Origin of the sequence: Campylobacter sp. 1569 (assembly GCF_024723675.1) — a bacterium.
In the GTDB taxonomy this organism is placed as follows: domain Bacteria; phylum Campylobacterota; class Campylobacteria; order Campylobacterales; family Campylobacteraceae; genus Campylobacter_D; species Campylobacter_D jejuni_C.
Map to the genome: position 1 here is coordinate 1 of NZ_JANQDB010000014.1, position 22,747 is coordinate 22,747.

At 29.5% G+C, this 22,747-nt stretch carries 22 protein-coding genes; 11 read left to right on the plus strand and 11 right to left on the minus strand.

The features are described 5' to 3' along the window. Positions 1-67: 67 nt before the first annotated feature. Genes CAMP5060_RS06740 through mog form a run of 6 tightly spaced genes read left to right on the plus strand, consistent with a single transcriptional unit; the run spans position 68 to position 7,437 of the window. Positions 68-1,474, plus strand: a complete 1,407-nt coding sequence (locus CAMP5060_RS06740; protein WP_263667492.1) for a COG3400 family protein — start codon at positions 68-70, stop codon at positions 1,472-1,474. A 7-nt stretch (positions 1,475-1,481) separates the two neighbouring features. Continuing rightward, positions 1,482-2,540, plus strand: coding sequence for a 3-dehydroquinate synthase (gene aroB / locus CAMP5060_RS06745; protein WP_087699530.1), 1,059 nt, complete (start codon positions 1,482-1,484; stop codon positions 2,538-2,540). After that, a complete protein-coding gene (locus CAMP5060_RS06750) occupies positions 2,537-4,066 on the plus strand; it encodes a mechanosensitive ion channel domain-containing protein (RefSeq protein ID WP_214100601.1) in 1,530 nt (509 codons plus the stop codon). Before aroB ends, CAMP5060_RS06750 begins: the two co-directional genes overlap by 4 nt. Continuing rightward, entirely contained in the window at positions 4,063-5,319 is a 1,257-nt protein-coding gene (gene mtaB, locus CAMP5060_RS06755) for a tRNA (N(6)-L-threonylcarbamoyladenosine(37)-C(2))-methylthiotransferase MtaB (protein WP_337218125.1), read from the plus strand. The genes CAMP5060_RS06750 and mtaB overlap by 4 nt, the downstream gene beginning before the upstream one ends. Next, positions 5,309-6,907 carry an AAA family ATPase gene (locus CAMP5060_RS06760; RefSeq protein WP_214100599.1) on the plus strand — a complete coding sequence of 533 codons (1,599 nt, stop codon included), beginning with the start codon at positions 5,309-5,311 and terminating at the stop codon, positions 6,905-6,907. The genes mtaB and CAMP5060_RS06760 overlap by 11 nt, the downstream gene beginning before the upstream one ends. 2 nt (positions 6,908-6,909) lie before the next feature. After that, the gene (gene mog, locus CAMP5060_RS06765) at positions 6,910-7,437 is read left to right on the plus strand and encodes a molybdopterin adenylyltransferase (protein ID WP_039618174.1); all 528 of its coding nucleotides are present in this window, start codon (positions 6,910-6,912) and stop codon (positions 7,435-7,437) included. Between the two features lie 12 nt (positions 7,438-7,449). Here mog and CAMP5060_RS06770 read toward each other — a convergent pair whose 3' ends face one another. The 10 genes from CAMP5060_RS06770 to CAMP5060_RS06815 are packed head-to-tail and all read right to left on the minus strand — an operon-like array spanning position 7,450 to position 15,154. Next, the gene (locus CAMP5060_RS06770) at positions 7,450-7,824 is read right to left on the minus strand and encodes a rhodanese-like domain-containing protein (RefSeq protein WP_214100598.1); all 375 of its coding nucleotides are present in this window, start codon (positions 7,822-7,824) and stop codon (positions 7,450-7,452) included. 2 nt (positions 7,825-7,826) lie between these two features. Next, entirely contained in the window at positions 7,827-8,162 is a 336-nt protein-coding gene (locus CAMP5060_RS06775; RefSeq protein WP_214100597.1) for a rhodanese-like domain-containing protein, read from the minus strand. Continuing rightward, the gene (gene htpG / locus CAMP5060_RS06780) at positions 8,159-9,988 is read right to left on the minus strand and encodes a molecular chaperone HtpG (protein ID WP_337218126.1); all 1,830 of its coding nucleotides are present in this window, start codon (positions 9,986-9,988) and stop codon (positions 8,159-8,161) included. The genes CAMP5060_RS06775 and htpG overlap by 4 nt, the downstream gene beginning before the upstream one ends. Before the next feature lie 11 nt (positions 9,989-9,999). After that, positions 10,000-10,368, minus strand: a complete 369-nt coding sequence (crcB, locus tag CAMP5060_RS06785; protein WP_087699545.1) for a fluoride efflux transporter CrcB — start codon at positions 10,366-10,368, stop codon at positions 10,000-10,002. Continuing rightward, complete coding sequence (locus CAMP5060_RS06790; protein WP_337218127.1) at positions 10,365-11,054, minus strand: lysophospholipid acyltransferase family protein; 690 nt, start codon at positions 11,052-11,054, stop codon at positions 10,365-10,367. Before CAMP5060_RS06790 ends, crcB begins: the two co-directional genes overlap by 4 nt. Next, positions 11,032-12,237, minus strand: a complete 1,206-nt coding sequence (locus CAMP5060_RS06795; RefSeq protein WP_337217320.1) for a hypothetical protein — start codon at positions 12,235-12,237, stop codon at positions 11,032-11,034. Before CAMP5060_RS06795 ends, CAMP5060_RS06790 begins: the two co-directional genes overlap by 23 nt. After that, positions 12,231-12,881, minus strand: coding sequence for a phosphoribosylformylglycinamidine synthase subunit PurQ (gene purQ / locus CAMP5060_RS06800; protein ID WP_214126452.1), 651 nt, complete (start codon positions 12,879-12,881; stop codon positions 12,231-12,233). The genes CAMP5060_RS06795 and purQ overlap by 7 nt, the downstream gene beginning before the upstream one ends. Next, positions 12,878-13,114, minus strand: coding sequence for a phosphoribosylformylglycinamidine synthase subunit PurS (gene purS, locus CAMP5060_RS06805; protein WP_337218128.1), 237 nt, complete (start codon positions 13,112-13,114; stop codon positions 12,878-12,880). Before purS ends, purQ begins: the two co-directional genes overlap by 4 nt. An 8-nt stretch (positions 13,115-13,122) precedes the next feature. After that, positions 13,123-13,836 (minus strand): phosphoribosylaminoimidazolesuccinocarboxamide synthase, encoded by a 714-nt coding sequence (purC, locus tag CAMP5060_RS06810; protein ID WP_087699552.1) that lies wholly within the window; start codon positions 13,834-13,836, stop codon positions 13,123-13,125. Position 13,837: 1 nt separating this feature from the next. Further along, a complete protein-coding gene (locus tag CAMP5060_RS06815) occupies positions 13,838-15,154 on the minus strand; it encodes a S41 family peptidase (protein ID WP_337218129.1) in 1,317 nt (438 codons plus the stop codon). A 207-nt stretch (positions 15,155-15,361) separates the two neighbouring features. On the opposite strand from CAMP5060_RS06815, the gene CAMP5060_RS06820 reads away from it, so the two are divergent. From CAMP5060_RS06820 to CAMP5060_RS06840, 5 genes are all read left to right on the plus strand, one after another. Further along, positions 15,362-17,935 carry an ATP-dependent Clp protease ATP-binding subunit gene (locus tag CAMP5060_RS06820; protein ID WP_337218130.1) on the plus strand — a complete coding sequence of 858 codons (2,574 nt, stop codon included), beginning with the start codon at positions 15,362-15,364 and terminating at the stop codon, positions 17,933-17,935. A gap of 160 nt (positions 17,936-18,095) precedes the next feature. Continuing rightward, on the plus strand, positions 18,096-19,235 hold the full coding sequence (locus CAMP5060_RS06825) for a hydrogenase small subunit (RefSeq protein WP_337217315.1): 1,140 nt from the start codon (positions 18,096-18,098) through the stop codon (positions 19,233-19,235). Positions 19,236-19,237: 2 nt separating this feature from the next. Further along, positions 19,238-20,953, plus strand: a complete 1,716-nt coding sequence (locus CAMP5060_RS06830; RefSeq protein WP_337218131.1) for a nickel-dependent hydrogenase large subunit — start codon at positions 19,238-19,240, stop codon at positions 20,951-20,953. 15 nt (positions 20,954-20,968) lie between these two features. Then, on the plus strand, positions 20,969-21,661 hold the full coding sequence (cybH, locus tag CAMP5060_RS06835) for a Ni/Fe-hydrogenase, b-type cytochrome subunit (protein WP_039641372.1): 693 nt from the start codon (positions 20,969-20,971) through the stop codon (positions 21,659-21,661). Then, entirely contained in the window at positions 21,658-22,191 is a 534-nt protein-coding gene (locus CAMP5060_RS06840) for a HyaD/HybD family hydrogenase maturation endopeptidase (protein ID WP_087699560.1), read from the plus strand. Before cybH ends, CAMP5060_RS06840 begins: the two co-directional genes overlap by 4 nt. A 21-nt stretch (positions 22,192-22,212) precedes the next feature. Here CAMP5060_RS06840 and CAMP5060_RS06845 read toward each other — a convergent pair whose 3' ends face one another. Next, on the minus strand, positions 22,213-22,635 hold the full coding sequence (locus tag CAMP5060_RS06845; RefSeq protein ID WP_087699562.1) for a PepSY-like domain-containing protein: 423 nt from the start codon (positions 22,633-22,635) through the stop codon (positions 22,213-22,215). Positions 22,636-22,747: the final 112 nt, after the last annotated feature.

Consider the following 22,747-nt stretch of genomic DNA (forward strand, 5'->3'; position numbering starts at 1 on the left):
AAATTTAAAACTTTAAAATATAAACTATAACTTTGCTATAATTATATTTTGTATTTTAGAGGTATAAATGAATAAAATTTTATTATTAGCTGATGGAGTTTATGCGAAAGATTTTTTGAAGAAAATTCATAGTAATAAAACCTTCAAAGAATCTTTGAGTGTTGTTTATTATAATGATGAAAGTGTGGATTTAAGTTTAGAGAATGAACAAATTTCTTTTCATAAGTTCGATCCTACAAGTTTGGTTAAGTTAGAAAATTTGCTAAAGGAAAATTTCCATCAAGCTATTATTTATATGCAAGATGAGGCTGATATGCTAGCTTGCTATAAAAATTTAAGAAAATTACATTCAAGATTAAATATAGTTATTATGGATTTATGGAATAGCCATATTGATGATAATTTTTGCGAAGTGATTAACATCTATGATACTTTAAGCACAAGGCTAACAGGTTGTATGGATAATATGCCATCAACTGCTCAATTTATAGGACTTGGGCAAGGTGAGATTATGGAGGTTAGAATTCCTGCAGGATCAAGCTTTGCTTATAGACATATAAGCTCTATTAGTCAAAAACGCTTTAAAATTGTAATGGTTTATAGAAATAATGAATTTATCCTAGCTAGACCTGGGCTTATTTTGATGCCAAATGATAGTATTTTGATCGTAGGCGATCCTAAAGTTTTGCAAAGTGTTTTTACTAATGTTAAAACAAGTTTGGGACGTTTTCCATCGCCTTTTGGAGACAATATACTTTGTATTATAGATATGAAAAAAATGAGTGAATTTGCTATAGAAAAACTTATTTTTGCAAGCTTGCTTTTGCATATAAGGATTAATAGTAAAAAGCTTTATTTTAAAGTGATTAATCCTACTTTAAATCCTATGTATTACAAGCTTAAAGCTTTGCATAAAAATAGTATTGAAGTAATATTTGATTTTATAAATACCAATATAAAAAATACTAAACCTTTTGTGGAAAATACTAGTATAGGCTTGATGATAGTTGAAGATTATCTTTTTGAAAAAGAAAAAAACTTTCTTTTTACTTTGAAAATTCCAATACTTAAAGCTGGTAGAGGTGATTTTGCAGATTTAAAATCTTCGGTAGTTTTAAGTTCAAATTTTGAAGATGTGGAAGGTATTGCATCAATTATGCTTGATTTTAATAAACAAATTCAATTAGGACTTTCTTTATACTATTATGCTTTAAAATTAAATAAAGCAGAAATTTTTGAATATCGCCAATACTTCGAAAGTCTTTCAAAACTTCATGATGAAAAATTACTTTTAATAGAAGAAAATGAACATAATCCTATTAATAACTTTTCTTATAAGCAAAATATATTGCATTTTGTACCATTTAATGAAAAAATTTTAGGTAGTAATTTCAATAAAATTTTAAAAACAGATTTAAATACGATATATTATAAGATGAATAAAAATTATCAGTTATTTATACCATCACTGTGAGAAAATAATGCAAGTTAAGGTAAATTTAGATAAAAATACAAGTTATAATGTCTATATAAATGAGTTAGAAAAGTTGAATTTTGATACTAAAGTAGTGATTTTGACTAATGAATTAGTAGCAAAATTACATTTAGGTATGCTTTTAGAAAAAATTAAAGCTAAAGAACTTTTTATCATAAAAATTAAAGATGGTGAAGAGTATAAAAATTTACAAACTATAGAATATATCTTAGATCAGATGTGTGCATATAAACTAGATAGAAAAAGCTTGCTTATAAGCTTTGGTGGAGGGGTGATCTCTGATATGGGTGGTTTTGTAGCAAGCATATACCAAAGAGGGATAGAATTTATCAATATCCCTACAACTTTACTAGCTTGCGTGGATGCAAGTGTGGGTGGTAAAACCGGAGTGAATAATAAATTTGGCAAAAACTTAATAGGTACTTTTTATCAACCAAAAGCAGTGTATTGCGAGAGTAAGTTTTTAAAAACTTTACCTTCGAGAGAACTAGCTGCGGGTATGGCTGAATTTATTAAAATGGCTGTGGTTTTTGATAAGGAAATTTTACCTTTTTTGGAAAGTTTAGACGAGGATAAATTTTTAAATACTAAATTAGATGATATTATTTTAGCTCAAATCATCCAAAAAAGTATAGAACTTAAAGCTAATGTGGTTTCACAAGATGAAAAAGAAAGTGGTTTAAGAATGCTTTTGAACTATGGTCATACTTTTGCTCATGTTATAGAAAATCAAACAGGATATAAAAAGTACTTACATGGTGAAGCTGTGGCTATAGGTATGAACATGGCAAATATTTTAGCATTAAATTTGGGGTTATTAAGTGAGCAAGAATGCCAAAGAGTGCAAAATTTACTTATGAAATTTAAATTACCTATATCTTATAAAATTCCAAATATAGAAGAATTTTATAATGCCTTTTTTTTAGATAAAAAAACACATTTTGAAAAGATTAATTTCGTTTTAGCTTGTGGTCTGGGAAAAGCTTGTATAAAAAACGATATAATCAAAGAAGATATTTTACGTACTTTAGAGGTGTTTGCATGAAAAAGATTTTTTTGCTTTTATTTTTATCTTTTATAGTGCTTTTAGCACAAGATGATGTAAAACATTTAGAGCAAAAATTAAATGAATTGCATAATAATTTAGCATACAATACCTGGGTGATTAAATATAATAATTTTAATATTTATAAAAAAACCCAAGATGAAATTTTAGCTTTAGAAAAAGAAAGTTTAAAGGCTAATGAGCGCAATAAAAGTATTATAGAAAGACAAATTTTGATTTTAAAAGAAAGATTAGAGCTTTTAAGTGAGTATAAAAGTGCAAATTTTTCTAAGATGGTTTTAGCGCCTGAAGAAGTTGACAAAATAGATAAACTTACCAATCCTTTAGCTATCATTTCAGCGTATTCACATATAAAAAAACTAAGACGTGACAAGGAAGAATATATCAATATTTTAAATAGTTTCAAGCAAACTTTAGATGAGCTTATAAAAGAAAATGTTTTGGTAACTGAGATAGCTAAATTAGCTCCTAGTAAAGAATATGATGAGTACTTAAAAGCTTCTAATCAAATGGTAAGGGATTTTTCACAGACCTTGCGTTTTGGAGAAATTTCTTATTCTGTATATGAGAAAAAAATTCAAGAAGAAATTGAAAAAACAACTGCTTCTATTAAAATTCAAGGCGTGAGAGCTTTTAATATAGTTTTGGCTATTATTATAGTTATAGCTATAGCGTTTTTACTTAAATTTATAGCTAGAAAATATATAGGTGATAATGATCGCTTTTATACGGCAAATAAAATTATCAATTTTATTAATATTAATGTAATTGTTTTAATTTTGCTTTTTGGATATATTGAAAATATTAGTTATTTAGTGACCGTGCTTGGTTTTGCTTCTGCTGGTTTGGCTATTGCTATGAAAGATATGTTTATGTCTATGCTTGGTTGGTGCGTGATAGTTTTTGGTGGGAGTTTTAGAGTAGGTGATAGAGTTAGAGTTTTTCAAAATAACACGCATTATATTGGTGATATAATTGATATTTCATTTTTAAGAATAACTTTATATGAAGATATTTCTTTGCTAACTTATACAGATAATAGAAGAAGTGGTAGAATAATTTTTATCCCAAATAATTTCATTTTTACTAATCTTATATCAAATTATACTCATCATGGTATGAAGACAGTTTGGGATGGACTTGATATTACTTTGACTTTTGATTCAAACCACCAAAAAGCTTTAGAGATAGTAGAAGAAATTATCACAAAAGCTTCTAAAGGCTATACAAAATTAGCAAAAGAATCTATGAGTAAATTAAGAAATGAATATAGTATTAGAAATCCTAAGGTTGAGCCTAGGTTTTTTACATTTTTAGAAGGTTATGGTATGAGAATTTCTGCTTGGTATATGACAAATTCTTATGCGGCCTTGGTTTTAAGAAGTAATATAAGTAAAGAGATTATCAATGAATTTAACAAACATGATGATATAAAAATAGCTTACCCATCGCAAAATTTATATATGGCAAAACATGAATTTATAGAAAACAAGGAAGATGTTTGAAAAAAAAGATATATTTTAAAACTTTTGGTTGTAGAACTAATATTTATGATACGCAATTATTAAAAACTTATATTAAAGACCATGATATTACACAAAACGAGCAAGAAGCTGATGTAATAGTGATAAATTCTTGTACGGTTACAAATGGTGCTGATAGTGGGCTTAGAAGTTATATTAATGGTGTAAAAAAAAATGGAGTTAAGGTTATACTTACAGGTTGTGGTGCTGTGAGTAAGGGAAAGGATTTTTTTGATAAGAAAGAAATTTTTGGAGTTTTAGGAGCTTCTAATAAAGATAAAATTAATGAGTTAATCTCGCAAGATAAAGCCTTTTATGAGCTTGGAAATTTGCACTTTATCGATACAAAAATCGTAAGTAATTATGAAAATCACACTAAAGCTTTTGTGAAAATTCAAGAAGGATGTGACTTTGCTTGTAGTTATTGTATAATCCCAAGTGTTAGGGGTAAATCAAGAAGCGTGCTAAGTGAGGAAATAATAAAACAAATCAAACTTTTGGCTCAAAATGGCTATAGTGAAGTAGTTTTAACGGGTACTAATATAGGAAGTTATGGTTTAAAAGATAAAACTACGCTTGGAAAATTATTACAAGAAATAGGTAAGGTTAGTGGTATAAAAAGAGTAAGGCTTGGGAGTTTGGAGCCTGCTCAAATTGATGAGAGTTTTAAAGAAATCTTAGATGAATCTTGGCTTGAAAAGCATTTGCATATTGCCCTGCAGCACACTCATGAAAAAATGCTACGCATAATGCGTAGAAGATCACATACACAAAATGATTTAGCATTGTTTAATGAGTTAAGTCAAAAAGGTTTTGCTTTAGGGACAGACTTTATCGTAGCACACCCTGGAGAAAGTGAGTTAATATGGCAAGAAGCTTTAGAAAATTTCAAACAGTTTAAACTTACGCATATTCATGCTTTTATTTTCTCACCACGTGATGGAACACATTCTGCTTCTATGAGTGAGCGAATTAATGGTGAAATAGCCAAAGAAAGATTAAATATTTTAAAAGATATAGTCGCACAAAATAATTATGAGTTTAGAAAAAATCAAAAAGATACTTTAGAAATTTTAGTAGAAAGTAAAAAAGATGGTTTTTATGAAGGCTATGATCAATTTTTTAATAAAATCAAAATTACAAGCAAAGAAGATATTGCTAAACAATGGATAAGCATTGAAAAGTATGAATGCAAAGAAGATTGTAACTATGTAAGGTTAGAGGATGAAAAATAAAAAGATTATCTTAGCTTCATTTTTATTGCTTTGTGTTTTTGTAGTAGTTGCGTTTATAAAAAATCAACCTGATTATATTAGCAAGGCTGCTTATGAAGAGCTTTTAGAACAAAATTTAATCCAAAAAGCTATAATAGAAAATAATGAAATATTATTAAAAAGCAAAGAAGGAAATTTTTTAATCGCTAAAGATGTAGTGGATTTAAATGCTTTGTGGCAAAAAATTCCTTTAGAATATGCTAAAGATTATAATTTAAGCGAGTTTTTTTTTATATTTATTTTACTTGCTTTTCTTATAAGTTTTTTACTCTTTCTTAATAAAAAAAACAAAGATAGACAAAATTTACTTTCTTTAGAAAAAAATATTTTAGAAAAAAATGAACAAAATAACACCATACAAGATGTAGTAAGTGAAGTTAAATTTAAAGATGTAGCAGGGGTTGATGAGGCTAAGGTAGAGCTTTTGGAAATCGTTGATTTTTTAAAAAATCCACAAAAATATAAAGATTTTGGTGTGAAAATGCCAAAAGGGGTTTTACTGGTAGGTCCTCCTGGAGTGGGTAAAACTTTGATAGCAAAAGCTGTAGCAGGCGAGGCTGGGGTACCATTTTTTTATCAAAGCGGGGCTAGCTTTGTAGAAATTTATGTAGGTATGGGTGCAAAAAGAGTTAGAGAACTTTTTTTAAAAGCTAAATCAAAAGCTCCAAGTATTATTTTTATAGATGAAATTGATGCAGTTGGTAAAAGCAGGGGGGATTTTTCTAATGTAGAAAGAGATAATACTCTAAATCAGCTTTTAACTCAAATGGATGGATTTGAAGATAATAGCGGTGTTATAGTAATGGCTGCTACAAATAAAATCGATCTTATGGATAATGCACTATTAAGATCGGGGCGTTTTGATAGAAGAATTTTTATATCATTACCTGATTTTAAAGATAGAATGTATATTTTACAAAATTATATGAAAGAAAAAAAATCTAGTGTAGATTTAGAAAAAATCGCAAAAGCTAGCGTGGGTTTTAGCGGAGCAGCCTTAGAAACTTTGGTTAACGAGGCGGCCATTAATGCCATAAGAAGAAAATCAGATTTAATAGAAGAAAATGATTTTTTTGCGGTATTGAATAAAGTTTTAATGGGTAAAAAAAAGATTTTCTCATTGAGTGATAAGGAAAGAAAAATTCAAGCCACATATCAAGCAGCTAAAGCTTTGTGTGCTTTTTATTTTGACGTTAAATTTGAAAAAATTACCCTAATAGAAGATAGATTTAAAGAGTATGAAAATACCATCAAATCAAAATCAGAATTATTGAACAAAATAAAAGTTTTTTTAGCAGGTTCGGTTGCTATGGAGCTTATTTTTAATGAAAGTTACACTAATGCACAAAGCGATCTTTTAAAAGTTAAAGAATTACTCGCTTTTATGGAAACTTTTGCTATGGCAAATGAGGGTTTATTGCAAGAGCAAAAGCATGAAGTGAAAGAATTTTTAGAATTAATGAAAGAAAAAGTAGTGAGATTAGCTAGTATTCTTTTGGAAAATGAAAAAATAGAAAAACAAGATGTAGAAAAAATCATAATGGAGTAAAAATGGTAAAAATAGGAATTTTAGTGCTTTCAGATAGAGCAAGTAGTGGAGTTTATGAAGATAAATCTGGAGTAGAGATAGAAAAAATTTTAGATTCTTATATAAAAAATGAAAAAAGCTTTTATTATGAGCTAATTCCTGATGAGTATGATTTAATCATAGAAAAATTAGCTTATTTAGCTGATGAAGTAAAATGTGATTTGATTTTTACTACAGGAGGTACAGGGCCTGCTTTGCGTGATGTGACACCAGAAGCAACACAAGCAGTGTGTGATAAAATGCTTCCAGGTTTTGGAGAGCTAATGCGTGCAAAAAGCTTAGAATATGTGCCAACGGCTATACTTTCAAGACAAAGCGCAGGTATAAAAGGAAAATCATTGATTATTAACTTACCGGGTAATCCAAAAGCTATAAGAGAATGTATTGAACCTATATTTCCTGCTATACCTTATTGTGTGGATTTAATAGGCGGAGCTTATATTGAAAATAATGAAGAAGTAATTTCTGTATTTAGACCAAAGAAAAAGTAAGTCTAGTTAGACTTACTTTGAGGTTTCATAGCCTTGTGATAAAAGTGCGTTCATACCGCCTTTTAAATTAGTAACTTCTATACCATTTTGATCTAATAAAGCAGAAGCTTTAGCACTTCTTGCTCCACTTCTACAAACTATAGCAATAGGTTTTTTACTTGAAATCTTTTTAATTTCCTCGACGAAATTTTTATTAATACCGCCATCTTCATTATAAAAGCTAATTTTAATGGCATTTTTTATTATGCCAGTTTGTGCCCATTCGCTAGGTTTTCTTACATCAATTACTTGATAATTTTCCAAAATATCCGCATTAATATCGATATTTTTAACTTCTGCTAAAACAAAACTAACACAAAGTGCTAAAGATAAAAATATTTTTTTCATAATCAACCTTCTTTTTTTGTAGCTTCATAACCTTGCGATAAAAGTGCTACCATGCCACCGTCTAGATTAGTGCATTCTATACCTAGGGTATCTTCTATCATCATAGCAGTATGTTTGCTTCTTGAGCCTGTAGCACATACAAAGGCTATGTTTTTATTTTGATAATCTGCTTTTTCTTTAAACTCTTGGATGAAATTTTCATTCATAAAGCCATTATCATCGCAAAGTGCGATGAGTATAGCTTCTTTTATAACCCCGCTTTTCCATTCGCTTGGGGTTCTTACATCTATAATGCAAAACTCGTGCAAAATATCTTTAGAAATAGCTATATTTTTCATTTTTCTAAAGCCTTGGAAACGATTTTGCTTAAGGCATTGTTGAATTCGCTAGGGTTGTCTATACCCATACCTTCGCTAAGTTTAGCCATATTTAAAAGAATATGTGCCATTTCATTAGCTAAGGTATCATTCTCTTTTAAGGCTTTTAAAATTTCATGATTAGGATTGATTTCAAGTATAGGTTTAACTTGCTGTTCTTGCCCCATTTGTTTAAGAATTTGTTGCATAGCAAAATCAGGTTTATTTTGATCATAAACAATACAACTTGGACTATTTGAAAGTCTTTGGCTAAGTTTTACCTCTTCAACTTCATCTTTTAAAACTTCTTTTATTTTGATGAGTAAGCTTGCAAATTCAGCCTTTTGTTCTTCGCTAGTTTCTTCGCTAGCTAGATGGTTAATAGCACTAAATTTTAAGCCTTCAAATTCATTCATCATAGGCATAACTATGGTATCAATTTCCTCATCAAGTAATAAAACATTGATATTTTTTTGTTTATAGCTTTCAAGAAGCGGAGAATTTCTTAAAAGTTTTTCATTTTTTCCGCTAATATAAAAAATTTCATTTTGACCTTCAGCTAGGTTTTGTTTATACTCTTCAAGATCAATTAATTCTTCTTTATTTGAGTTTTTAAAGTATAAAAGCTTAGCTATAGCGTCTTTATTTTCGCCAAAACCATATAAACCTTCTTTTAAAACTTTTCCAAAATTCTCATGAAATTTAAGATAGTTTTCTTTATCTTTTTCTTTGAATTTTTTAAGTTCTGCTAGGATTTTTTTAACACTTGCTTCTTGAACGCTTTTTAAGATTTTATTTTCTTGTAAGATTTCACGACTTACATTAAGCGGTAAATCTTCTACATCAATAATCCCACGCACAAATCTTAGATAAGTTGGTAATAATTCTTTATCATCATCACTTATAAAAACTCTTTTTACATAAAGTTTTAAACCACTTTTATAATCTACTCTATATAAATCAAATGGAGCTTGTGCGGGTATAAAGAATAAAGAATTATACTCTATAGAACCTTCAGCTTTTGTGTGGATATAAAGCATAGGTTTATTTGAGTCATGAAAGTTTTGCTCATAAAATCTTTCATAATCTTCAGCTTTTAAACTTGCTTTATTTTGTCTCCATAAAGCACTTGCTGTATTAATTTGAGTATTTTTTAATTCTTTTTTAGGTTCTTTTTCGCCTTCTTCTAATGGTAAATATTCTTCTTTTTCCATAAAAATAGGAAATTGTATGTGATTTGAGTATTTTTCTACTATGCTTTCAATACGGTACGAGTTTAAAAATTCTTCATCTTTTAAATGCAAGGTTATGCAAGTGCCTTGCTCATCTTTATTTGCATCTTCTACTTCATAACCACTAGCATCAGAAGTCCAAAGATAAGCTTTATTATCTAATGCTTTTTTGCTTAATACTTCTATTTTAGAAGCTACCATAAAAGCAGAGTAAAAGCCTACACCAAATTGTCCTATAAGCTGAGAGTCTTTTTTAGCATCTCCGCTTAAATTTTCTAAAAAGCTTTTTGTACCGCTTTTAGCAATGGTTCCAAGGTGATTGATTAAATCTTCTTTATTCATACCTATACCATTATCGCTTATGGTTAGGGTTTTTGCTTCTTGATTGAAGTTGATTTGAATTTTTGGTTCAAATTTTAGATTTTTATAAGCATCATCACTCACGCTTAAATAACTAAGTTTGTCAAGTGCGTCGCTTGCATTAGAAATAAGCTCTCTTAAAAAAATTTCTTTGTTTGAATACAAAGAATGAATCATAAGTTGTAAAAGTTGATTAACTTCAGTTTGAAATTGCATTTATATCTCCTTTATTTAAAAATTAAAAAACCAATCCATACTGCCAAAAGACAAAGGATAACATTTAAAATAATATTTAGAAAAAAGTGAAAATAATCACCACTTTGCAAAAATAGCAAATTTTCATAAGAAAAAGTTGAAAAAGTCGTAAAAGCACTTAAAAAACCCGTGCTAATTAAACTTTTAGTAAAAATATGCACACCTTTAAAGTTTGCATAAGAAAAAAACAAGCCCATTAAAAAAGATCCTATGATATTAACAAGTAAAGTACCATAAGGAAAATCATGTGGAATGATTTTATTAAAAAAGCTACTAGTAAGCATTCTAGATATAGCTCCTAAAAAGCCACCAAAACCTACAGCTAAAATCGTACTAATCAAGCTTGTGCCCTTTCGCTATCTAAGATTGTTTGCATTTTTTCTCTAGTTTGCTCAAGCCAATCATTTTTACTTGTATCAACAAGATCAAGAAATATTACTTTTAAAACACCGCTATTTGCACTAAATTTCTGGGTGTCTAAAATTTTAGCTGAATCAACAATTACCACAGGTTGGACTTTTAGCTTAAGTTTCTCACTTAAAATTTTAGCTCCGACTTTAAATTTTAAAAGTTTTTGTGTTTTAGATCTTGTACCTTCTGGAAAAATAGCTAAAACTCTATCTTCTTTTAGTCTTTCTTTAGCTTCTTTTAAAAGTTTTACTAGATCTTTTGGGCTTCTATCTATACAAATAATTTTAGGTTTTTTAATCAAAGTTTTAAAAATGGGGAGTTCGCCAAGTTCTTTTTTGGCTATCCAAGATATATTTTTTGGGCATAAATCTTCCAAAACAACTATGTCTAATAAACTTTGATGGTTAATTAAAAGTAAATTAGCTTGAGGATGTATAGAGCCCTGAGTTTGAATTTTATAATTTATTACATATTTTTGTAATTTTGACCATACTTTCCTGATTTTCCAAATTTTTTCTTGTGATTGTAATAATAAAAAGGCAATACATAAAAATATAATAGATAAAATAAATTCAATCCAAAATATTAAAGCTTTAAATCTTTGATAAATCTTCACTTTTCACCCAGCCTATTTTTCCATTACTAAATAAAATCTTTCTATATTCTTCTCTTGAATCTAACACTTCTACTTCTTGTTTGTATTTTCCAGAATAAAAATGAGTTGAGTTTAGAGTTGGTAAAATTTGCACTTTACTTTCAGCTTTTAATATAGCTTTATATATGTTGTTTTGAGCTAAAAAACTTGCTATTAGAGCCAAAATTGCTAAACCTAAAGCTACATAGCTTTTTTTAAATACAAACCATAAAGCAAAAATACCACACAAGCTCCATAAAAATACTTGTTTGTAAAAATTAAAATCATTAGTCTTTGGATTTAAATCACTTTGTGTGCTTATACTATCTTCTTTAAGTTCTATTTTTAAGGAAAAATCTTTTAGTTCTTTAGAATTTAAATTAAAATAAGAAAAATCAAAACGTGTTTTGCTTTTATCTAAAATAGCATAATAAAATCCACTTTGTTTTTCAAAATCGCCTTTAATAGCTTCTACACCTTGTTTTTGAATATCTTTTATGTTAAAACTTGCTAGGTTTGTGTTTTCTCCTGCAAGTTCTATAAATAAAATCATATTATCATTATCAAAATGACTTGCCTTTACTTGTTTAACCTCTAAATTACTTGCAACTATGTGTGAGTATTTATTAGAAGGAGCGTCGATTTTTTTAAGTCTAATAGGTTTTATAATTAGTGATGAGCTTTGAAAAATATGATCATTTCTGCTTAATGAAACGATGATTTTGTTTAAATTGGCATTTAAACTTTTAGCTTCAAACCATAATTTTGTATGATATGAATTAGCCTTTTGCTCCCAAATAGGATTAGGATTGATCCAAAGCATATCATCATTTTTTTCAAAACTCACATTTAAATCAAAACTTACATTAGTTGTGGTGATAACCTCAAGATCTATAGCAAAAGCTTCATCTATGTAAGCTTCATCAGTGTATTCTTTTGCATTTAATACCAAAGAACTTTGAGGAATAAAATTTTCATCATTGATTTTACTTTCATAATTACTCTCATCGCTTGGGGCGATAGTTTGATAAATTTGCTTAGCTTGATCGTCTAATTGATTGTAATTTTTTTCTAAGGTGTTGTAATCTTCAAAAACACTGTTTTCTTGAGCATATAAATTAAGTGCTAGTAAAAAAATACAAAAAACTTTGAAGGTTTTTAGCAATTTAAAAATCCTTCAAACATTTTAAGTCCTACTTTTGATCCAAGTATATCATCACACATTCTTTCAGGATGAGGCATAAGTCCAAAGACTTTTTTATTTTCATCACAAATTCCAGCTATATCGTTTAAAGAGCCATTTGGATTATTGATATATCTTAATAAAATCATATCTTTATCTTCTAGTATTTTAATACCATCTTCGCTATTGAAATAATTTCCCTCTCCATGAGCAATAGGTAATTCTATAATGTCATTTTTTTGAAAATTTTTCAAAAAAACATTATTGTTTGATACTACTTGTAATGCTTGCATTTTAGAAATAAAACTTAAGCTATTATTGTGTTTCATAGCCCCCTTTAAAAGACCAAGTTCTAATAAAATTTGAAAACCATTGCAAATACCTAGGACATATCCACCTTTTTGCACATGTTCTTTAAGTGTTTTCATAGCAGGAGCAAGTTTTGCAATAGCTGCACATCTTAAATAATCTCCATAAGAAAAACCACCTGGTAAAACGATTAAATCTGCACTAAAATCTTGTCTTTCATGCCAAATGATTTCAGTTTTTACGCCTAGTTTTTCAAAAGCATAAGCTGTATCAAACTCACAGTTAGTTCCAGGAAAACGAATAATAGCTACTTTCATAATATTATCTCATAATCTTCTATCACGGTATTTGCAAGTAATTCTTTACACATTAAATCAACTTGTTTTAAAGCTTCTTCTTTATCATTACAAGCTATATCAAAACTAATTTGTTTTGAGGTTTTAACATTTGCTATGTTATTAAAATCTAAAGAATGCAAAGCCTTTTCTATGGCTTTGCCTTGAGGATCTAAAACTCCATTTTTGAGTGTGATATTTACAGTTACTTTCATTATTTTTCCTAACTTAAAATTCTTTTTAATACTTCTTCATAGGCCATTTTTACATTACCTAAGTCTTGTCTAAAGCGGTCTTTGTCTAATTTTTCATTAGTTTTGCTATCCCAAAATCTACAACTATCAGGGCTAATTTCATCAGCTAGTATCATATTTCCTTCACTATCAATACCAAATTCTAATTTAAAATCAATCAGTCTCAATCCTTTAGATTCGAAGAATTTAACTAAGATAGAATTAATATGTCTTGCAGTTTTTTTGATTAGCTCTAAATCTTTTTCACTTTTTACTAAATTTAAAATCAAACAATGTTCATCATTGATGATAGGATCACCCAAATCATCATTTTTATAACAAAACTCAACTACAGCAAAAGGTAAAATTGTACCTTCTTTAATACCTAATCTTTTTGTTAAAGATCCTGTAGCTACATTTCTAGTAATAACTTCAATAGGTATAATATTGCATTTTTTAACAATTTGCTCTTTATCGCTGATGGTTTCTATTAAATGTGTTTTAATACCTTCTTTTTCTAAAAGATGAAAAATTTCAGTACTAATTTTGCAGTTTAATGCACCTTTTCCTGCTTCGTTACCTTTTTTTTCTGCATTAAAAGCAGTTAAATCATCTTTAAATTCTGTGATGAGTAAATTCTCATCATCAGTTTTAAACATTTTTTTACCTTTTCCCTCGTATAAAAGATCTAGTTTTGTCGCCATTTTACTCTCCTTTTGTGATGTTTAAAATTTTGATTGCATCAATTGCTGTTTTTAACTGTATATCATTATCAATTTGTTCTTTGGTGATGATATTTTTATCTTCTTTATTATCTTTTTTCTTTTCTTGATGTCCGATTTTGTCAAGTTCAGCTTGTAAGTGTTTTTTTAGGTCACTTTCTTTGATTTCAAAGCCATGGTTTTCTTCTTTACTTACTTTTCCTGGGAATACTTCTATATCAGGACTAACCCCGACAGCTTGTATGGTTCTACCACTTGGTAAATAATATTTTGCTATAGTAAGTCTTAAGCCTTCTTTACCTTTTTCATCCATAGGTAATATAAGTTGTACGCTACCCTTTCCAAAAGTTTTTTCACCTATGATAATAGCGCGTTTAAAATCTTGCAAAGCTCCGCTTACAATCTCACTTGCACTCGCGCTACCACCATTTACAAGTACTACTAAAGGTGCGTTTGTGATTTTTTTACTAGGATTTGCTTTAAATTCTACATTCTCACTCTCTATTTTACCTTTTTGTGAAACAATGACTCCTTTGTCTACAAAAAGATTTACTAAGCCTACGGCTTGATTTAAAATGCCACCTGGGTTAGTTCTAAGATCTAGTATAATCCCTTTTGCATCGGAATGTTTTTTGATCGCTTTACTAGCCTCATCTACGACATTTTTATCAAAATTAGTTACTCTTAAATAAAGTAAATTTTCATTTTTAATTAACTTAGCGTAAACACTATCTACTTTGATAATATCTCTTTTTAGATTAACATCAAATGGTTTTGCATCACCTTTCCTATAGATAGTTATAGTGACCTTTGTCTTAGGTTCTCCGCGCATTTTAGAAACAGCTTCATTTAAAGTCATACCTAAGGTTGATTCGTTATTAATTCTTAAGATAATATCATCGGTTTTAATACCTGCTTTATCTGCTGGACTTCCTTCTATAGGAGCTACAACGCTAATTGCTCCATCTTTTTGCGTAATAGTAAAGCCAAGTCCACCAAATTCTCCATTAGTTTGCTCTTTAAGTTCTTTATAACCTTTTTCATCTAAGAAAGAAGAGTGAGCATCTAAATTTGTTAGCAAACCTGCTATGGATTTATCAACTAAATCTGTATAATTAACATCATCAACATAATATTGTTCTATAATGGACATGGTTCTTGTGAGTTTAGATAAAGCTTCTATTTTCTTTTCTGCTTCACTAGGAGCGGGATTTTTAGCTTGTAAATTAGTAAAAATAAAAGAAGCGGTTACTAAACTACAAATGCTAGCTGCGATAATAAGATTTCTTTTTGTCTTCAAAGGAAAAACTCCAAAATAAATATGAATTCATAAAATAATTATCTAATTTTAGTTATTTTTGCTTAAAAAATCGTAAATAAAGTAAATATTTTTATGATATTAGTGTGTATATATAAAAAATTATTTATAAATATAACTAAATAAACTTGACAATAATAGACTAAAGTTATATAATACATCTCATATAAAAGTAAAAAAGGAGTAAAAATGGCAAATATACAAGATTTTTTAACAGACTCTATGCTTTCAAATATAGAAAGTGCGATTTCTTTGGCCATTCATTCTAAAAATAGTGAAATAAAACCTTTGCATTTATTATGGGCTTTAAGTGTTGATAGTTCAAGTTTGCTTAATCAAGTTTTTAATAAATTAAATGTTTCTAAAGAGGCATTTGAATTAGAAGTAAAAAGTAAAATTTCATCTTTTCCTACTAGCTCAAATGTAAATAAAGATAATATTAAATTTTCAAATGAATTTATTAATTCTTTAGAAAAAGCAAAAGGCTTAGCTTTAGAAAATAAAGATAGTTATTTAGCTGTGGATATATGGCTTGTTTCAGAAAGTACGAGCGGGGTTATTAAAGAACTTTTATCTAAATTTGTAGATTTAAATGAGTTTAAAAAAGAATTAGAATTCATTAGAGCAGGAGTTAAAATAGAAACTAAAACAAGCGATGAAACACTTGATTCTTTGTCTAAATTTGGTATTGATTTGACTATGAAAGCCAAAAACAATGAACTTGATCCTGTTATAGGTAGGGAGGAAGAAATTCAAAGATTAATGCAAATTTTAATCAGAAAAACTAAAAATAATCCTATTTTATTAGGCGAGCCAGGGGTAGGAAAAACTGCTGTAGTAGAAGCCTTAGCACAAAGAATAGTAAAAAAAGATGTTCCTACTTCATTGCAAAATAAAAAAGTCATAGCTTTGGATATGAGTGCTTTAATAGCAGGGGCAAAATACAGAGGTGAATTTGAAGATAGATTAAAAGCTGTTATAAATGAAGTAATAAAACATAAAAATATAATTTTATTTATAGATGAAATTCACACCATTGTAGGTGCGGGTGCAAATGAAGGGAGTATGGATGCAGCAAATATTTTAAAACCTGCTTTAGCAAGAGGTGAACTTCATACTATAGGTGCTACAACCTTAAAAGAATATAGAAAATATTTTGAAAAAGACGCGGCCTTGCAAAGAAGATTTCAACCTGTAAATGTAGCTGAACCTAGCGTAAATGAAGCTTTAGCAATGCTAAGAGGTATAAAAGAAAAATTAGAAATTCATCATAATGTAACTATTAATGATAGTGCATTGGTAGCAGCTGCAAAACTATCTAAGCGTTATATAGCTAATAGATTTTTACCTGATAAGGCGATTGATTTAATTGATGAGGCTGCAGCAGAATTAAAAATGCAAATAGAAAGTGAGCCAAATTCTTTAAGAAAGGTTAGAAAACAAATTGAAAGCTTGGAAGTGGAAAATGAAGCTTTAAAAATGGAAGAAAATGAAGCTAATGAAAAAAGATTGGAAGAGATTAAAAAAGAATTAGCAAATTTAAAAGAAGAGCAAATCAAACTTAATGCTAAATTTGAAAATGAAAAAGCAGTATTTAATGGTATAAGTGCAAAGAAAAAAGAAATTGATACTTTAAAAAATGAAGCTATTTTAGCTAAAAATAAAGGAGATTTCCAAAAGGCTGCTGAAATAGAATATGGCAAAATTTTAGAGTGCGAAAAAGAGGTATTAAAATTAGAAGAAAAATGGAAACAAATGACCCAAGAAGGAGTTTTGCTTAAAAACCAAGTAGATGAGGATTTAGTAGCTGGTATTTTAAGTAAATGGACAGGTATTAGCGTGCAAAAAATGCTTACTTCTGAAAAGCAAAAATATTTACACATTCAAGAGTATTTACAAGAAAGCGTCGTAGGACAAGATGAGGCTTTGAGTGCTTTGGCTAAAGCTATTAAGCGTAATAAAGCAGGGCTTAATCAAGCAACCAAGCCTATAGGAAGCTTTTTGTTTTTAGGGCCAACTGGAGTAGGTAAGACAGAAAGTGCTAAGGTTTTGGCTAAATTTTTATTTGATGATGAAAAAGCTATGGTGCGTTTTGACATGAGTGAATTTATGGAAAAACACAGTGTATCAAGACTTTTAGGCGCACCTCCAGGATATATAGGGCATGAAGAAGGTGGGGAATTAACTGAAGCTGTTAGAAGAAAGCCTTATAGTGTGATTTTATTTGATGAAGTAGAAAAAGCCCATAAAGATGTATTTAATATACTTTTGGGAATTTTAGATGATGGTAGAGCTACAGATAGTAAAGGTGTAACGGTTGATTTTACTAATACTATCATTATCTTAACTTCTAATATAGGTGCAAATTTTATTATGGAGTTAAAGGGCGAAGAAAAAGAAAAGGCTATTAAAGAAGCTCTTAGAAACTTTTTTAGACCTGAGTTTTTAAATCGTTTAGATGATATTATTACTTTTAATCCTTTAGGAGAAAGTGAAGCTGAAAAAATAGTTAAATTACTTTTTAATGCCTTGCAAAAAAGTCTTCAAAATAGGGGTATTAAAGCAAGTTTAAGTGATAATGCTACAAGTTTAATAGCAAAGGTTGGTTTTGATGTGGATTTTGGCGCAAGACCATTAAAAAGAGCTTTGTATGACATGGTAGAAGATAAATTAAGTGATATGATATTATCTGATGAATTAAATGAAAATGATGAAATTATTATAGATTCTAAAGATGGTGAGATTATCATTATTAAACAATAAGCAAGTGTAATACTTGCTTATTTTAGAGTAAAATTATCCTATTAACATTAAATTGTAAATACTTCGTATATTTGTTTAAAAAATTATTATTTTTTTATCTATTCTTAACAATAAATATTTTAAAATCTTTAATGATATTTCTATATTTAAGGAACAACAAATGAGTGATTTAGATATTTTTAATCGCCGTTTAGACGCATTAGAAAAACTTCCTCTTTTGAAAAATGAGATTTCCATCTCTAAAGCCTTGGAGCAATCAGGTTTTTCAAGAAGAGATTTTATGAAATGGGCTAGTGCAATGACTGCATTTTTAGCACTACCTGCTAGCTTTACTCCAGTAGTTGCAAGAGCTGCTGAGCTTAGTGATAGACTTCCAGTGATTTGGCTTCATATGGCTGAATGTACAGGATGTTCTGAGAGTTTATTAAGAAGTGATGCTCCTACTATAGATAGTTTAATTTTTGATCATATTTCTTTAGAATATCATGAAACTATAATGGGTGCAGCAGGTTGGCAAGCTGAGCATAATCTTGAAGCTGCTATGGAAAAATACAAAGGTAGATATATTTTAATGGTAGAAGGTGGTATACCAACAGGTGTCACAGAAAACTTTTTAACTATAGGACCACACGGTAAAACAGGTAAGCAAATAGCAGTTCAAGCTTGTGATAATGCTTTGGCTATTTTTGCTATAGGTACCTGTTCAGCTTTTGGTGGTATTCAAGCTGCTAGACCTAATCCAAGTAATGCTGTGAGTTTAAGTAAAGTTACAAATAAAACAGTTATTAATGTTCCAGGTTGTCCTCCAAGTGAGAAAAACATTATAGGTAATGTGATTCATTATATATTGTATCAAACATTACCAGCGCTTGATGCTTATAATAGACCAAAATGGGCTTATGCTTTAAGAATTCATGATCTTTGTGAAAGAAGAGGACGCTTTGATGCGGGTGAGTTTGTACAACAATTTGGTGATGAAGGGGCAAAAAAAGGATATTGTCTTTATAAAGTAGGTTGTAAAGGACCTTATACTTTTAATAACTGCTCAAAAGAAAGATTTAATCAACATACTTCATGGCCGGTACAAGCTGGACATGGTTGTATAGGTTGTTCTGAGCCTGATTTTTGGGATACTATGGGGCCTTTTGAAGAAGTGATGGCAGGAAGATTATTTGATACTGTTTATGGCTTGGGTGCTGATAGCATTTCAGATAAAATCGGTATAGGCGTGCTTTGTGTAACAGGTGTTGCTGTTGCTGCACATGCTGTGATTGCTTCATTAGAAAAGAATAAGGATTAAGAATGTCAAAAAGAATTATTATAGATCCACTTACTAGAATAGAAGGACACTTAAGAGTTGAAGTGGTGGTTGATGAAAACAATGTTATCAAAGAAGCATATTCAGGATCAACTCTATGGAGAGGTTTAGAAACTATTGTAAAAGGCCGTGATCCAAGAGATGCAGGCTTTTTAACTCAAAGAATTTGTGGTGTTTGTACTTTTTCACACTATAGAGCAGGAATTATTGCAGTGGAAAATGCTTTAGGTATCACTCCACCATTAAACGCAGTTTTAACTAGAACTTTAATGAATGCAGCTTTATATATGCATGATCATCCTGTGCATTTTTATCAACTTCATGGACTTGATTTTGTTGATGTTGTAAGTGCTTTAAGTGCTGATGTAAAAAAAGCAAGCGATGAAGCATTTAAATATACTGATATGCCTTATGCAACAGGTGCAGATAAACTTTTAGAAGTTCAGCAAAGACTAAAAACCTTTGTAGATAAAGGAAATCTTGGACCGTTTGCAAATGCTTATTATGGACATGCGACTTATCGCTTTACTCCTGAGCAAAACCTTATTGCGCTTTCACATTATTTAGAATGTTTAAGAATTCAAAGAACAATAGCTCAAGCTATGGCGATTTTTGGTGCTAAAAATCCTCATCCACAAAGTTTAACTGTAGGTGGTGTAACTTGTGTTATGGATCTTTTAAACCCATCAAGAATGGCTGAATATATGACTAAATTCCAAGAAGTTGCTGATTTTATTAATCGTGCTTATTATCCGGATTTAATCATGGCTGCAAAAGCTTATTCTAAAGAAGCAAGCGTGTTAAACGATGTAGGGGTAAATAATTTCTATACTGAGAGAGAATTCCAAGTTTCAAGTGATGAATGGTTGTTTGAAGGTGGTATTATTAGAAATGGTGATTTGAGTAAAGTTGAAGAAGTAGATGAAGTTAAAATCACCGAGGAAGCTACAAGAGCTTGGTATGCAGATAATGAAGCTTTACACCCTTATGATGGTAAAACTAATCCAAACTATACAGGCTTAATTGATGGCGAAAGTATTGATGATAAAGGTAATATGGTTCATAGTAAGGTATTTGATACCAAAGGCAAATACAGCTGGATTAAAGCTCCAAGATATGAAAATTTACCTATGCAAGTTGGACCATTAGCAAATATTTTAGTTAATTATGCTAAGGGTAATAAAATCGTAGTAGAAGCGGTTGATTCATTCTTAAAAGCTACGAATTTACCAGTTAAAGCACTTATGAGTACTTTAGGAAGAACGGGTGCTAGAGCAATTGAAGCTAAAATCATTGCTGATCATGGCTTGAAAGCATTTAATTCTTTGGTTGAAAATTTAAAAACAGATGAAAGTACTTGTGCTACTTATGTAATCGATAAAAACAAAGAATACAAAGGTAGATTTATGGGAAGTGCGCCTCGTGGTGCGTTGAGTCATTGGTGTAGAATTAAAAATGGTGTAATTGAAAATTGGCAAGCAGTAGTACCTTCTACTTGGAATGCAAGTCCAAAAGATGCAAATGGAGTAGGTGGTAGCTATGAGCAATGTCTTATCGGTATGAAACTAGCTGATGTTAAACAGCCTTTAGAAGTAATAAGAGCTATTCACTCTTATGATCCTTGTATAGCATGTGCTGTGCATGTAATGGATACTAAAGGTAATAATCTTAGCGAGTATAAAGTAAATGTAAATTTATAAGGAAAGGACTTTAGTATGGATTCTAAACATTCCTTAAAATCAAACAGAAAGGCTGAATACGAATTTAGTATCGGCCTTCGTTTTACACATTGGTTAAGAGCGGTTGCAATCGTGATTTTAGTGGGAACTGGATATTATATTTCTTATGTATTTCAATCTCCTTCTATTTCATCTGAACCGACTTTATTTATGCAGGCAAAATACCGCATGGTGCACCAAATTTTTGGTTTTATTATGATAGCTTGTGTGCTTTTTAAAACATATTTGTTCTTTTTTGATCCAAAAAGTGCAAACGAAAGAAGAAGTATTAAAGATATTTTTAATGTAAAATTATGGATAGAGCAGATTAAATTTTACATTTTCCTAGGAAAACACCCGCATTTACAAGGTGTATATAATCCTTTGCAATTTGCAACTTATTTTTTCTTTTATCTTGTTATGTTTGGGCTTATTTTAACAGGTCTAATCCTTTATATGCATGTATATCATGAAGGCTTGGGTGGATTTTTATACAATATCTTAAGACCTATTGAGGTAATGCTAGGTGGATTGGCTGATGTTAGAACTTACCATAGAATTTTAATGTGGGTTGTGTTGATTTTTGTTCCAGTGCATATTTATATGGCTGTGTTTAACTCAGTTAAAGGTAAAGATGGTGCTTTAGATGCTATCTTTAGTGGTTATAAATTTGTAAGAGAAAATCATTGAAACTTCTAATCTTAGGTATTGGTAATATTATGTTTGCAGATGAGGGCTTAGGCGTTCATCTTTGCAAACTTTTAGAAAAAAATTATAAGTTTTATCATGAAAAAGACTCAGTGAGTTTTGTAGATGGTGGAACTTTGGCTTTACAACTTAGCTATATTATAGCTGAATATGATGAAATGATTGTGATTGATTGTATTGCAGCAGATGATGCTAAGATTGGAGATATTTTTTTCTTTCCTTATGATGCAATGCCAAAAAAAGTTAACTGGAGTGGTAGTGCGCATGAGGTTGAAATGCTTCAAACTTTACAATACATGGAGCTTATGGGAGATTTACCTAAAACTCAAATTTTAGCTTGTGTGCCAAAACGCATAGAACCATTGAGTTTTAAACTTTCAAAAGAAGTCTTGAATGCTTTAGAAAAAATGGAGAAAATTTTACTTGATTTTTTAGAGAAAAAAGGCTTTACTTATGAGAGAGTTGCTAATTATAATATACAAGAGCTTGCTCTAAATTCTTACAAAAGCTAAGCAAAAAGCTTAGCTTAATTTTTAATCATCAAATTTTTGTCCTAAGAAATTTCCATTTACATCAGTATAAATTTCCATCATATTATTTAGTTTAAATTTATAACCTTGAATTTCTTTTTCAACTTTAATTATGCTTGCATTTGGGTGCATTTTTTTAATTGTTGCCAAAACATTTGGACTTAAAAAAGAAGTATCAATCGGTCTGTATTTTGCATCAATTTCTTTCCAATCTCCATTGATGAAAAACTCAAGTTCAGTTCCATTGTCTAAATAAACATCAAAGCTATCAATGTCTTGTTTAACTAAAGCTATATTTGAGCCTGTAAAGTGTTTTTGTATAAAATTTTTAGAATTTGCTGGTAAAGCATTTACACCTACAACCATATCTTTAGCAAAAACACAACTTGCTAGAGCTAATGCCATTAAAGCTATTTTTAATTTCATTTTTTATCCTTTGAATTGAATTATTTGTAAAATCATATAAATATTGAGTGAATTTTGTGTGAACTTTGTTTTTTTAAAATAAATAGCAAGTATTTAATTGTATAATGATAAA